The sequence below is a fragment of the Ruegeria sp. YTSA226 genome, assembly GCF_059609905.1.
The window spans coordinates 39,371-52,268 of sequence record NZ_JBXWMQ010000020.1 but is presented as its reverse complement, the minus strand read 5'-3'; the positions used below and the strand labels follow the sequence as shown (position 1 = coordinate 52,268).

At 60.0% G+C, this 12,898-nt stretch carries 11 protein-coding genes; 3 read left to right on the top strand and 8 right to left on the bottom strand.

What is annotated here, in order from left to right; translation table 11 throughout:
• Positions 1-4 precede the first annotated feature (4 nt).
• On the top strand, positions 5-2,338 hold the full coding sequence (locus tag AC2FFF_RS18190) for an aldehyde dehydrogenase family protein (RefSeq protein ID WP_496883024.1): 2,334 nt from the start codon (positions 5-7) through the stop codon (positions 2,336-2,338).
• Positions 2,339-2,515: 177 nt separating this feature from the next.
• Positions 2,516-3,247 carry a Crp/Fnr family transcriptional regulator gene (locus AC2FFF_RS18185; protein ID WP_142640052.1) on the top strand — a complete coding sequence of 244 codons (732 nt, stop codon included), beginning with the start codon at positions 2,516-2,518 and terminating at the stop codon, positions 3,245-3,247.
• A 3-nt stretch (positions 3,248-3,250) separates the two neighbouring features.
• Here AC2FFF_RS18185 and AC2FFF_RS18180 read toward each other — a convergent pair whose 3' ends face one another.
• The 7 genes from AC2FFF_RS18180 to AC2FFF_RS18150 form a co-directional block, all read right to left on the bottom strand.
• Positions 3,251-4,555 (bottom strand): M16 family metallopeptidase, encoded by a 1,305-nt coding sequence (locus AC2FFF_RS18180; RefSeq protein WP_271952138.1) that lies wholly within the window; start codon positions 4,553-4,555, stop codon positions 3,251-3,253.
• Positions 4,552-5,892, bottom strand: a complete 1,341-nt coding sequence (locus tag AC2FFF_RS18175; protein ID WP_142640049.1) for a M16 family metallopeptidase — start codon at positions 5,890-5,892, stop codon at positions 4,552-4,554. The genes AC2FFF_RS18180 and AC2FFF_RS18175 overlap by 4 nt, the downstream gene beginning before the upstream one ends.
• Before the next feature lie 81 nt (positions 5,893-5,973).
• Complete coding sequence (locus AC2FFF_RS18170) at positions 5,974-6,492, bottom strand: DUF3035 domain-containing protein (protein WP_271952136.1); 519 nt, start codon at positions 6,490-6,492, stop codon at positions 5,974-5,976.
• Between the two features lie 50 nt (positions 6,493-6,542).
• Positions 6,543-7,013, bottom strand: coding sequence for a signal peptidase II (gene lspA / locus AC2FFF_RS18165; protein ID WP_281973770.1), 471 nt, complete (start codon positions 7,011-7,013; stop codon positions 6,543-6,545).
• Positions 7,013-8,602 carry a bifunctional phosphoribosylaminoimidazolecarboxamide formyltransferase/IMP cyclohydrolase gene (gene purH, locus AC2FFF_RS18160; protein WP_496708176.1) on the bottom strand — a complete coding sequence of 530 codons (1,590 nt, stop codon included), beginning with the start codon at positions 8,600-8,602 and terminating at the stop codon, positions 7,013-7,015. The genes lspA and purH overlap by 1 nt, the downstream gene beginning before the upstream one ends.
• 22 nt (positions 8,603-8,624) lie before the next feature.
• Positions 8,625-10,364, bottom strand: a complete 1,740-nt coding sequence (locus AC2FFF_RS18155; protein WP_281973772.1) for a heparinase II/III family protein — start codon at positions 10,362-10,364, stop codon at positions 8,625-8,627.
• 90 nt (positions 10,365-10,454) lie between these two features.
• Complete coding sequence (locus AC2FFF_RS18150; RefSeq protein WP_282022383.1) at positions 10,455-11,711, bottom strand: RsmB/NOP family class I SAM-dependent RNA methyltransferase; 1,257 nt, start codon at positions 11,709-11,711, stop codon at positions 10,455-10,457.
• Positions 11,712-11,800: 89 nt separating this feature from the next.
• Between AC2FFF_RS18150 and AC2FFF_RS18145 the strand changes: the two genes are divergently transcribed.
• Positions 11,801-11,983 (top strand): DUF1674 domain-containing protein, encoded by a 183-nt coding sequence (locus AC2FFF_RS18145; protein ID WP_281973774.1) that lies wholly within the window; start codon positions 11,801-11,803, stop codon positions 11,981-11,983.
• Here AC2FFF_RS18145 and AC2FFF_RS18140 read toward each other — a convergent pair whose 3' ends face one another.
• Complete coding sequence (locus AC2FFF_RS18140; RefSeq protein WP_142640034.1) at positions 11,984-12,841, bottom strand: LysR family transcriptional regulator; 858 nt, start codon at positions 12,839-12,841, stop codon at positions 11,984-11,986.
• Positions 12,842-12,898: the final 57 nt, after the last annotated feature.

Sequence of the window (12,898 nt, the reverse complement as noted above, 5' to 3'; positions counted from 1 at the left end):
AACAATGACAGTCAAAGAGATTTTCGAGACCATGGATTACGGCCCTGCCCCCGAAAGCTCAGCCGAAGCGCTGGCCTGGCTGGTCGATCAGGGTGACAAATTTGGTCACTATATCGACGGGACCTTCACCAAACCGGGCAAGGGGTTCGACAGCCGCAACCCGGCGACCGGAGAGGTTTTGGCCAAGCTGACCCAGGCCAAGCAAGCCGATGTCGACGCCGCCGTATCCGCCGCCCGCAAGGCGCAGCCAAAATGGGAGAAGATGGGCGGTGCGGGTCGTGCGCGCTACCTCTATGCCATCGCGCGCCTGCTGCAAAAGCACTCGCGCCTGTTTGCAGTGCTGGAAAGCTTGGATAACGGCAAGCCGATCCGTGAATCGCGCGACATCGACATCCCTCTAGTACAGCGTCACTTTTACTACCACGCCGGCATGGCGCAGTTGATGGAAAGCGAACTACCCAACGCCGAAGCGCTGGGAGTGTGTGGACAAATCGTTCCTTGGAACTTCCCGCTGCTGATGCTGGCTTGGAAGATTGCTCCGGCGCTGGCCATGGGTAACACGGTCGTTCTGAAACCTGCCGAATATACCTCTCTGACCGCGCTGCTGTTTGCCGATATCTGCTCACAGGCCGGGCTGCCCAAGGGTGTGGTCAACATTGTCACGGGCGATGGCGCGGTAGGTGAGATGATCGTGGCCTCGGACGTGGACAAGATCGCCTTTACCGGCTCAACCGCAGTGGGGCGGCGCATCCGTGAGGCGACCGCCGGTTCGGGTAAGGCGCTGACTTTGGAGCTGGGTGGCAAGTCCGCCTATATCGTCTTTGACGACGCCGATATCGATTCCGCCATCGAAGGGCTGGTCGACGCGATCTGGTTCAATCAGGGTCAGGTTTGTTGCGCGGGTTCGCGTCTGTTGGTTCAGGAAGGCATCGCCGATCGGTTCCACGAGAAACTGCGCGCCCGAATGGACACTCTGCGCATCGGTGATCCATTGGACAAATGCATCGACGTGGGTGCTGTGGTCGACCCGGTCCAGTTGCAGACCATCAAGAGCATGGTCGACAGCAACACCGCGGGTCACGTTTATCAGGCGGCCGGCGCGCTGCCCGAAAATGGCTGTTTCTACCCGCCAACGCTGATCTCGGGCCTCGAAACCTCCGATCAACTGATGCAGGAGGAAATTTTCGGTCCGGTGCTGGTGTCCTCGACCTTCCGTACTCCGGAAGAGGCGGTTGAGCTGGCCAACAACACCCGTTACGGGCTGGCAGCGACGGTATGGACCGAGAACGTGAACCTTGCACTGGATATCGCACCGAAGCTGGTCGCGGGCGTTGTCTGGGTGAATGCCACCAATCTGTTCGATGCCGCAGCCGGGTTCGGCGGTGTGCGCGAAAGCGGCTTTGGCCGCGAAGGTGGCTGGGAAGGTCTGACCGCCTACACCAAGCCCAAAGGCAAAGGCAAACCATTGGCCAAGGCCAAGGCCGCGATGGGCGAAGGTGCCCCGGTCGATCCGATTGACCGTACTGCCAAAATGTATGTCGGCGGCAAACAGGCCCGTCCTGACAGCGGATATTCGAAACCCGTCTGGGGCAAGCCTGGCCTGCTGGGCCATGTGGGTCTGGCCAACCGCAAAGACGTCCGCAACGCGGTCGAGGCCGCAGCGGGGGCCAAGGGTTGGTCAAAGACCACCGGCCATCTACGGGCACAGATCTTGTATTACATCGGCGAAAACCTCTCGGCCCGCGCGGGTGAATTCGCTGCGCGCCTTGATGCCATGACCGGCAGGAAAGACGGCGCGAAAGAGGTCGAAGCCTCGATTCAGCGCCTGTTCACCGCCGCTGCCTGGGCCGACAAGTATGACGGCCAGGTGCACGGCGTTCCGATCCGGGGCGTGGCCATTGCCATGAAAGAACCTGTCGGCGTGATCGGCGCGCTCTGTGCTGACGAGGCGCCGCTGCTGGGTCTGGTCTCGGCCATGGCGCCTGCGATTGCGATGGGCAACCGGGTGGTTCTTGCGGCAAGCGAGCCTTACCCGCTGGCGGCGACGGATTTCTACCAAATCCTCGAAACCTCGGACGTGCCCGCTGGCGTAGTCAACATCCTGACTGGCAGCCACACGGAACTGGCGAAGCCGCTGGCTTCGCATCTGAATGTGGATGCAGTTTGGTCATTCTCGTCTACCGATCTGTCGGCCGAGATCGAGCGGGCTTCGGCCGGGAACCTGAAACGGAGTTGGGTGAATAACGCCATGGCAACCGAATGGCACGAGGATCAGACTCGCCGTTTCTTGCAGGCTGCGACCGAGGTTAAAAACATCTGGGTGCCCTACGGCGAGTAGGGACCCAGCCCTGGAGAACCCAGGGGTGCAAACAGTTTGTTCGGGTACAGATGGCGCGCTGCTGCATAGAGTGATCATTGAATGAACATAACGATGATTAACATGTGACATTGTTCATATACAGCGCCGCCACTATCCCTCAGCTTGGACCCAGTCTTAACAAGGTTGGATCGGTCCATGCTGAGTTTTCCATACGAGTTTCCTGAACTGGTACAGGTCGCCACGATGATCGGCGTCTTTGGCGCGGGCCTCTACATCACCGGCTATTTTCTGCTGCAGATGGGGATCATCCGGGGCAACGGCAGCCTCTACCCCCTGCTTGTGATCGCCGCAGCCGGATGTGTTCTGTTCAGCATGTCGGAAGAATTCAACCTCGCGGGCTCGATCATTCAGCTGGCATATATCTCGATCTCGATCCTGGGCCTGCTGCGCGGGTTTCTGTCCCGGCATTTGCTTCGGTTTTCAGATGACGAACGTCAGTTCATCGCCCTGCACCTTGAATCGCTGAAACCCCACCAAGCCCGGAAACTGTTGAACACCGCCGCCGTCAAGACCTATGAAAACGGTGACATCCTGATCGAAGAAGGCAAGACAACCGACTTTTTGGGCTTTGTCTTAAAGGGGCGGACCACGATCCTGAAAAACGGCCGGGTCATCAACCAATGTGGAGAAGATGAGATTTTGGGAGAGCTGACCTTTGGCCTTGGGCTGCCTGCCACAGCCACGGTAATAGCCACCGAACCCACCAAATGCCTGGTCTTCGACAATATCAGCCTGATGCGCTTGCTGCGGCGGAGCCGCCATATCGACGATGCATTGAAAGCAGCGCATTTCCGACATACACGGCAAAAGCTGTTGAACAGCAACAAGCACACGCTGCAGGCCCAGAGAAGACCTGCAGCGGCCTAAGGGTCAGCCGTCCAGACCTTCGGGTTTGCCAACGATGGTAAAGTGTAAACCATCTGGGTCCAGCAGTTCGGAGGCCACCCGGTTCACATCCTCAAGCGTCACTGCATTCACCTTGTCATTGCGTGTGGCGATATAGTCGATAGGCAAATCCTCCATCTGCATACCCACCATGATCCCGGCGATCTGGCTGTTGCCATCAAAGCGCAGCGGATAGGCACCGGTCAGATAGGTCTTGGCGTCGTCCAACTCCTTCTGAGTGACCCCTTCGGATGCGGCGCGCGCCCATTCGTTGCGGATCACATCAACGGCTTCGGCGATACGGTCATTGGCCGAGGACACCGACCCAAGATACACAGAGGCCAGATCCTTTGGCACCAGATAGGTCGCCACGCCATAGGTCAGACCGCGTTTTTCGCGCACTTCCTGCATCAGGCGACTTTCGAAACCCCCGCCGCCAAGAATGTGGTTCAACAGATAGGCGGAAAAGAAATCCGGGTCGTCGCGGTCGATCCCGGCATGGCCGAACAGAGCCACCGATTGCGGCGTATCGAACTCGATCACGCTCACTCCGCCAGTGATCGTCACATCGGCCCGCTTAGGGATCGGTTTGCCGGTATCCGGCAGATCAAGCAAGAGCTCGTCCAGCACCGCGCCCAGTTCCTCTGGGGTGATATCGCCGACCGCGCCTACATACAGTCGATCCTTGGTAAACACGTTCTCATATGCCGTGACCACATCATCGCGGGTCAAGGCGCTGACACTCTCGATCGTGCCCTTGCCTTCGGAACCGTAGGGGTGATCGCCATAGGCCATTTCCGCGAAGCTGCGCCCGGCAATGTCACTGGGGCTGGTCTGATCTGACCGCAGACCCGACAGAACCTGAGCGCGAACACGGTCTACGGCATCCTGATCGAAACGCGGTTCGTGAATCGTGGTCCGCAGCAGGTCAATCACCTCATCCCTGTTTTCGGTCAGAAACTGTGCCGAGATCGACACTGAATCGTCCGAGGCGCTATACCCGAACGACGCGGCCAGAGATTCCAGCTCGCGCGCATAGGTGCGGGCATCCATCTCGCCTGCGCCTTCTTCGATCAGGCCGCTCATCAGATACACCGCGCCGCGCTTTGTCGGGTCGTCCAGCGACGTGCCACCGCGGAACCGCAGCTCCAGGGCGGTGAAGGGGATCGAGTGATCCTCGACCAGCCATGCGGTGATGCCACCCGGCGAGGTGACTTCTTCAATCTCGATCTCGGCCCATGCAGGAACTGCGATGACCAAAGCAATCAGAGTTACAAATATCCGCTTCATTGCGTTACCTCATCGTCTCGCATCAGCCAGCCCGTGACCGAGGTTTCAGGCTGCAGCACTTCGCGCGCGGCGGCGATGATCTGATCACCGGTCACCGCCTGCAGGACATCAGGCCAAGCCTGTACATCTTCGACCGTCAGCCCGCTGGTCAGGGCACGGCCATAGCGATTGCCGATCCCGTCCACATTGTCACGCGCATAGGTCTGCGCGGCGCGCAGCTGCATTTTGATCCGATCCAGATCCTCTTCGTTCACACCTTCGGCGATGAAATCGGTCACGGCCTGATCCATCGCATCCTCGGCCTCTTGCAGCGACACGCCTTCGGCCGGAACAACCAGCAGATCAAATGTGGTATCGTCAAGCGACACGCCACGGTAGAACGCGCCGGTATAGACGACCTTTTGCTGCTCGAACTGCAGTTTTTCATTCAGGTACGACGTCGTGCTGCCCCCCAGTAGTTCAGCCAGAAGGAACAGGGCGGCGGCTTTTTCCTGCGCACCTGCGTCCCGTTCGGGTGCAAGATAGCTGCGCTGAACATAGGGCTGCGATACGCGCGCATCCTTAAAGGTCAGACGGCGTTCAGCGGTTTGTGGCGGCTCCTGTGATCGCACCCGTTCGGGCAGGTCCGGGTTTGCCGGGATTACCCCGTAATATTGCTCGGCCAGGGATTTGACCTCGTCTGGCTCAACATCGCCGGTCACCACCAGGATGGCGTTATTTGGCGAATAGTGGATCTGATAGAAGGACAGTGCATCGTCCAGGTCCAGCGTTTCCATCTCATGTTTCCAACCGATAACGGGGACACCATAGCGGTGGTTGAGGTATTGCGCCGCGCTGACCTGTTCACCGAACAGGGCGCGCGGGTTGTTTTCGGTACGCTGGTTACGTTCTTCCAGGATCACGTCGCGCTCGGTGGCGATGTCGTCATCGGACAGGCGGATATTGCGCATCCTGTCTGACTCCATCCGCATCATCAGCTCAAGCCGGTCGGCAGCGACACGCTGAAAATAGGCCGTGTAATCATACGAGGTGAACGCGTTGTCATTGCCGCCATTGGCCGCGACGGTGGCAGAAAACTCGCCCGCCTCCAGCGTGTCGGTGGCCTTGAACAACAGGTGTTCCAGAAAATGCGCCACACCGGACGAACCAACCGGCTCATCCGCCGATCCGGCGCGATACCAGACCATGTGCTGCACGACTGGGGCGCGGTGATCCTCGATCACGACAACGTCCATACCGTTATCCAGCGTAAAGGTGGTGACCGCCTCGTGCCCATCTTCGGCAAAAACCGGGGTGGCGGCGATCAGAGCAGCCGACAGTGCCAGAGCCCGAACCATGGGGCATCCTCCGTTTCGTTTCTGGTGTTCAAACTACGGTGGTGCCGCCCGGGTTCAACCCCGATGACGGAAAGTTAAGAATTATTCATTGACCGGCGGCGCCGATGGCGTTTCGATCCCAGCGTTCCGCGCAGCCTGGGTTTGCTTGTTCGGGTCGATAGCCCAGCGACGGTAAACCTGCGAATATCGATCTACGTTGAACAGCCGCAAACGGGTCCAGCGCCCCTGACGCTTGCGGAAATCCGCATCTTCTTGGTTGACGACCTGCCGTGTGTTTGACGGAACGCCATATCGGCTAGAGGCCGTGACAAGCGCGCCATCAGAGGCAGGCACAGCGGTATTTGGATTCGAAGCAGCCGGATTCCCGCCCAGCGCGGCAATAGCATCCCCTGTGGGATTGGCATCGGTCAGGTTGGTGCCACCCGGTGTCGGTGCGGGCAAAGAGTTGTAGTTCTCGGGCTGGGTCAGAGGTTTGACCGGCAGAATCGCAAACTCGTCCGGACCCGGGCCCGGCGGCTCGAGGTGGCGCAGACCGATATCCGAACATCCCGCAACCGCAAGACTCATAGTCACAACAAATATGGAACGCGGCAACCGCATGAAAGTCTCCAGCCTGTTTCAGGCGCTTTTATCGTATTTCCAAACCCGCGTCACGAGGGCTTTTTCCTATCAAACAGCACCAACCCGAACGCACCTGCGAATATGAATACATCGGCCAGATTGAACACATAGGGGTTGTCGAAACCACAGCAGGACATGTTCAGAAAATCCAGCACATATCCGTACAACACGCGGTCCACCACATTGCCAAGCGCACCGCCGATCAGCAGGCCGCCACAGACCAACATGAGCTTTGAGGGGGCCGTGCGCATCAACCAAATCAACACGCCCACTGAAATCACCAGCGAAACTCCGATCAGAGCCCAGCGCGCGGCGTCGCCATTGCCCTGAAACAGGCCGAAATTGATGCCGCGATTCTCGCCATATCTGAACACCAGAAAGGGCGGCAGAACGCTGATCGGCCCTTCGGCCACGCGCATCACATGAACGACCAGGTACTTGCTGATCTGGTCGATCAGAAACGCGGTCAGCGCCGCCCAGAGGAGCAATCGGGCACGCATCAGTGACGGAAATGCCGCATGCCGGTAAAGACCATGGCCAGACCGGCCTCATCTGCGGCGGCAATCACGTCGTCATCTCGCATCGAGCCGCCAGGCTGAATCACGCAGGTGGCCCCGGCCTCTGCGGCCTCCATCAAACCGTCGGGAAAGGGGAAGAACGCGTCCGACGCCACTGCTGAGCCGATGGCCAGCGGCTGTGGCAGGCCCAGAACATCGGCCATGCGCTCGGCCTTTTTGGCCGCGATCAGGGCCGAATCCACGCGGCTCATCTGGCCAGCGCCGACACCCACGGTCGCGCCGTCCTTAACATAGACGATGGCGTTGGATTTCACGTGCTTTGCCACCTTCCAGGCAAACAGAAGGTCGCGCATCTGTTCATCCGTCGGGGCCTTCTTGGTGACAACCGTCAGGTCATCCATGCCGACGAAACCGTTATCCTTGTCTTGTACCAACAGACCGCCCGCGACCTGACGCACGGTTTTGCCACCGGCGGTCACATCCGGCAGGCCTTCGGTCGTCAGAAGGCGCAGGTTTTTCTTGGCGGCAAAGATCGCCTTGGCCTCATCCGAGGCGCCAGGCGCGATCACAACCTCGGTGAAAATCCCTGTGATTTCCTGCGCAGTTTCAGCGTCCAGCGGCTGATTCAGGGCCACGATCCCGCCAAAGGCCGAGGTACGATCACAGTCGAACGCGGCCTTATAGGCGTCCAGCAGCGTGCCTCCTGTCGCAACGCCACACGGGTTGGCATGTTTGATGATGGCACAGGCCGCACTCTTGACGGGATCGAATTCCGCCACCAGCTCAAACGCCGCATCGGTGTCGTTAATGTTGTTATAGCTCAGTTCCTTGCCCTGATGCTGAAGGGCGGTCGCCACACCGGGTCGGTTGGTACCGTCGGTATAAAATGCAGCGGTCTGATGGCTGTTCTCGCCATAGCGCAGTGTCTGTTTCAACTCGCCAGCAAAAGCGCGGCGTTTGGGGGCCTCAAGCTGCAGCGCATCGGCCATCCAGTTCGACACGGCGGTATCGTAAGCAGCGGTGCGGGCATAGGCCTTTTGGGCCAACCACTGACGGAAACCATATGCGGTCTTGCCGTAATTCTCGTCCAGCTGATCCAACAGCGACGAGTAATCCTCGACATCGACCACGACATTGACAAACGCGTGGTTCTTGGAGGCGGCGCGGATCATCGCTGGGCCGCCGATGTCGATATTCTCGATACATTCGTCATAGCCAGCGCCTTTAGCCACGGTCGCCTCGAACGGATAGAGGTTCACCACCAGCAAGTCGATCGCGTCGATGCCGTGTTCGTTCATCGCGGCGACATGGGTGTCATTGTCACGCAAGGCCAGCAAGCCGCCATGCACCATAGGGTGCAGCGTCTTGACCCGGCCATCCATCATCTCGGGGAAACCGGTGATCTCGCTGACATCCTTCACCTCCAACCCCGCATCGCGCAACGCTTTTGCTGTGCCGCCGGTCGACAACAGCTCGACCCCGCGGTCGGCTAGCGCCTTACCCAGCTCGATCAGCCCGGTCTTGTCGGATACGGAAAGCAACGCGCGGCGCACGGGGTGAAGATCGGTCATGGGTCCAAAGGTCCTTTTGGCGTCAGTCAAACTCGGGCTCGTCCCGGTGCAAGTCGCGCACGGCAAAGGCTGTATCCTGCGCCTTGCTCAACGTCCACCGGATGCGCGTCGCATACTCCATTGCGCGGCCAGATAGAACGATCTGTTTTGTCGCGCGTGGCTTCAAACGGCCCTTTTCAAGATAAACACTTGGCTCGATTGACAATTTCCCCACACCATCATGGCGGAACACCCAAATCTCACCGCTTTTGAGCGCCATGGACACTGCCGCACCGCCCAAATCTATCGCCGCATCCACGTCCGGATGCAGATGGAACCGTATGTCAAAGCCGATACCAGTCAGGCTCGACGCATCCAGCGCCTTGTCAAATTGCCGCTTGGCCCTGTCACTTGTGGTAAGCAGAATATCTTCGCCGGTCAGCTCCCGCCCGTCAAAGCGCAGCTCGAACGTTCGGGCATGGGTCAGGCCGAACACTTTGGTATAGCCATCATGCCCGGCCATAAACCGGGTTCCCTCGAACGCGTCTTCGAACTCGACCGGAACATCCTTTGGCGCGTCGACCAGCCCTTCACGTTCCGTACCAGGAACAGCTGAGGTCAGACGCGCACTTGAAAAGCCGTCAAGACAAAGTGTCGAATGCGACGGCGTGGCGCGCCCGGCCCGACGCCATTCCAACCCAAAGGTTTCCCCAGACCCACAATTCACAATCAGAGGTCGGCGGCCCGAGGTCAGCTCGAACGCCAAGGTCGACGCATGTGCGTTATATGACGCATCCCCTTTGGGCGGCGAACTGGCGTCAATTATCACACTGGTCCGTGCCGCATAGAGACGGGCAAATCCCATGGACAGGCCGTTCTCGCTTTGCGGTCTGACGCCGCTTTGCGCCAGAGCCTGATCCAGACGACCCTCGACCCCGCGCCCGCCCCCGTGGAAACGGGCCAGTGCACCATCCGAATGACGCAGATTACGCATGGTCGGGGCCATCCGTTTAATCGCATTCGCCTGCGCCCCAGGTGTACCCCGCCCCAAATCGCTAAGTGCTGCCGATGTCCAGGCGAGCAGCGTGAAGACTTCCAGCAGCTCCTCGGGGTTGCGCGTGGAGATACCACCTTTTTGATCTATCTGACTGTCACATTCCCGCGCCAGAGCGCGCAGGGCGGGCTCTGCCATCTGCTCAAGCCCTTCCAAAGCCAAACCAGCCTGCACCAGACCGGCTAGCGCCTCGAACCGGGGCAGGCCAGGCGTCGCAGCATGCCAGCGTTTCGACAGGAACCAGGCCTGCTGAGATAGCGAACTGAAAAAGACCTTGCTTTGTTGCTCATCCACACCGCGCAGCAAAAAGATCGCGTGATTGATCCAACGCATCACTCGCCGGCCTGTCAGATCAGGTGCCCAACCGGGCCCGTGCCCGCGCCCATGTGCTTCGATCCAGCCCCAGACCCAGCGTTGCGCCTTTTCGCGCGCCCGGATGTCGCCAACAGCCGCCAGATCATCCAGCCAGGCAAAACCGTGGCGTTCATCGTCGAATCCGGTGCTGGGCGCGGTGACATCCCATAAGCCTGTATCCTGCGCCTCAACCAGATAGCCCGAGAACAGCAGGTTCCCAGCCACCAACTGACGCCCGCGCGCAAATGATCCAACCGTACGTGGTTCGGGATCACCGACAAATCCGGTGACGGCTTTGCGCCGCTGGCTGAGCCGCGCATAAAGCCGGTTCTGAAACCGCGACCATCGGTTTGCCATGGTGTCCGAATTTGACATGACGCTTGTTACTCTGCCCCTTGCGCTCTGCTGGCGCCTGAGACCCAACGATAGACCGGAGCAATCGTCAAGTCATCGAAAAGCGTGCCTTTAGGTCGATTTCGTCAGACAGGCGATATAGAACCCGTCCATGCCGCCCGTGCCCGGCCAATAGTCAGGCCGCAGACGCAAACCGCCCTCTTCCGTGATCCAGCTGGTTTCGATCCCTGCGACCTGCAAAGCGGCCCGGTCCACCTGCATGCCCGGATACATCTGCAGCGCCTCTTCAACCTGCACCTCGCCTTCATCGGGCAGTAACGAGCAGGTGCAGTACACCAACCGCCCGCCCGGTTTCAGAAGGGTCCAGGCATGAGCAAGCATCTGCGTTTGCAGCTCGATCAGCGCGCCGAATTCTGACCCGTCCTTGGCAAAGGGCAGATCAGGATGGCGGCGGATCGTGCCGGTGGCGGAACAGGGCGCATCCAGCAGGATAGCGTCATACTGACCCTGGTGTTCCAGCGCGTCAGCCGCGATGACCGTAGCCATCAGGCCCGTCCGCGTCAGGTTCTCGCGCACTCGTTCCAGACGCGATTCCGAGATATCCAGCGCAGTCACATCGGCCCCCGCAACCGCCAGCTGCAACGACTTGCCACCGGGCGCAGCGCAAAGGTCCAGAATTTTCTCTCCGGGCTTAGGCGCCAGAACTCGGACAGGCAGTGCGGCGGCGGCATCCTGAACCCACCAATCGCCGCGATCATATCCCGGCAGGGCCGAAACCTGCCCGGCATCCTTTATCCGCATTGATCCGGTCGGCAGTTCCTCACCCGGCGCCGTGGCCCCCGGCTTGACCGAAAGATCCAGCGGCGCGCCCTCGAAATGCGCCAGTTCCATGCCGGTCACGGCCTCGGCACCCCAGGCCATGATCAACGGATCGCGCAGCCACTCGGGCAGGCGCGGCACGCGCATTTTCGGCCAAGCCTCTGGCCCTTCCGCCGCGACCTTGCGCAGAACCGCGTTCACCAACCCCTTGAGCCGCCCATGCTTGCGCGAGCGACCGACAATCTCAACCATGGAATTTACGACGCCATGCGCTGCCTCGCCATGGCACAGCTCAACCGCTCCCAGACGCAGGGCATTATGCACGGTCAGGGCGGGGGTGCGGTTCAGGTGATTGTCCAACAGACGGTCGGCGCGTTCGAGCCCACGCAGCGTTTGCAACGCCAGCCGCTGTGCCCGCGCCCGGTCTTCTGGTGCCAATCGCTCCAGCGCACCTGCAGCCAGACATTCTGACATCAGCCGCCCCTCACCCAAGATCTGATCCAGAAGGTAGATTGCGCTGCGTCGCGCGGCCGTTGCGTTATCGGACATTGAATCGCCTTTGATGTGACCCTCGTCCGCATTGCCAAGGGCGGACGGGGGCGTATATCAAGCCAATGCACTGAAAGGAACCCGATGTCATGAGTGACGAGCCCAAAGACCTGCCGCCTGCCGCACAACGCGCGCTGGCCGAGGCGGAGGACCGCCGCCGCAAGGCCGAAGCCGACGCAAAAGCGCAACCCAAAGAGCTTGGCGGACGCGACGGCCCCGATCCTGCACGTTATGGCGATTGGGAAAAGAAAGGCATCGCGATAGATTTCTGATCAATCCCCGCGCAGGGCCTGCAGAAAATCCGCGATGAGCGCCCGTTGCTTATTGGATTTCGCACGCTCTTCGGGCCAGGTCAGCCAATAGCCATCTTTAGCGTTCAATTCGGGCAAATCCATTCGACGCAACCGCCCCGCTCGCAAGTCCGATTGCGCCAAGGGCATGGATCCCAACACAACGCCCAAACCCTGCCGAGCCGCCGAAATCGCATGTTCCATCGAATCGAAGCTCATTTTCGAGGGCGGCAGGTCGGTCTGAGTGGTGTTTTTCGCCCAATCACGCCAGCCGGGCCTTTCACCGCGCAGATCAATCAAGGGCGCGGACCAATCCACACCCGGCGCTGCCATCGGCACCAGCACTTCGGCCGCAATCAGTTCGGCATCGCGCCCGGGCCACGCCCCACGCCCATAGCGGATTTGAAGCCAAGTCCTCTCTTCATCCAGCGAAGACCGTCGCGCCACAGAATCTGTCAGCACCCGAACTTTGGGGCGCAGGTCGTGAAAACGTGCAAGAGCGGGTATGACGAGGGCTTTGATATGGGACGACAGGCCAGCCACCCGTAATTCGCGCGGGGATTTTCCGAAAAGGTCTTCGGTATTGCGCTCGAGCGCCTGCAAGCTGTCCTGAACCAGCGGCAGATAGCTTTCGCCCTCGACGGTCAGCGATACACCGCGCGCCTCGCGCACAAACAGCGTGCGGCCCAACCAGGCCTCAAGGTTGCCGATGCGCTGACTGACGGCAGCCTGCGTTAGACCGAACTCGCGCGCCGCTGCCGAGAATCCACCCAACCGCCCCGCCGCTTCGAATACGCGCAACCAGTCCAGCGGGGGCAAGCCGATCTTCTTTTTATCCATAAGATTTTCCAGGCCTCAGCAGCAACAAGGATTAATTGTCGTAATGCCATAGGGGGC

Bases quoted from the DNA above. Each gene is read 5' to 3' on its own strand.
- AC2FFF_RS18190 (WP_496883024.1), top strand. From the start codon at position 5: ATGACAGTCAAAGAGATTTTCGAGACCATGGATTACGGCCCTGCCCCC.
- AC2FFF_RS18185 (WP_142640052.1), top strand. From the start codon at position 2,516: ATGCTGAGTTTTCCATACGAGTTTCCTGAACTGGTACAGGTCGCCACG.
- AC2FFF_RS18180 (WP_271952138.1), bottom strand. From the start codon at position 4,555: ATGAAGCGGATATTTGTAACTCTGATTGCTTTGGTCATCGCAGTTCCT.
- AC2FFF_RS18175 (WP_142640049.1), bottom strand. From the start codon at position 5,892: ATGGTTCGGGCTCTGGCACTGTCGGCTGCTCTGATCGCCGCCACCCCG.
- AC2FFF_RS18170 (WP_271952136.1), bottom strand. From the start codon at position 6,492: ATGCGGTTGCCGCGTTCCATATTTGTTGTGACTATGAGTCTTGCGGTT.
- lspA (WP_281973770.1), bottom strand. From the start codon at position 7,013: ATGCGTGCCCGATTGCTCCTCTGGGCGGCGCTGACCGCGTTTCTGATC.
- purH (WP_496708176.1), bottom strand. From the start codon at position 8,602: ATGACCGATCTTCACCCCGTGCGCCGCGCGTTGCTTTCCGTATCCGAC.
- AC2FFF_RS18155 (WP_281973772.1), bottom strand. From the start codon at position 10,364: ATGTCAAATTCGGACACCATGGCAAACCGATGGTCGCGGTTTCAGAAC.
- AC2FFF_RS18150 (WP_282022383.1), bottom strand. From the start codon at position 11,711: ATGTCCGATAACGCAACGGCCGCGCGACGCAGCGCAATCTACCTTCTG.
- AC2FFF_RS18145 (WP_281973774.1), top strand. From the start codon at position 11,801: ATGAGTGACGAGCCCAAAGACCTGCCGCCTGCCGCACAACGCGCGCTG.
- AC2FFF_RS18140 (WP_142640034.1), bottom strand. From the start codon at position 12,841: ATGGATAAAAAGAAGATCGGCTTGCCCCCGCTGGACTGGTTGCGCGTA.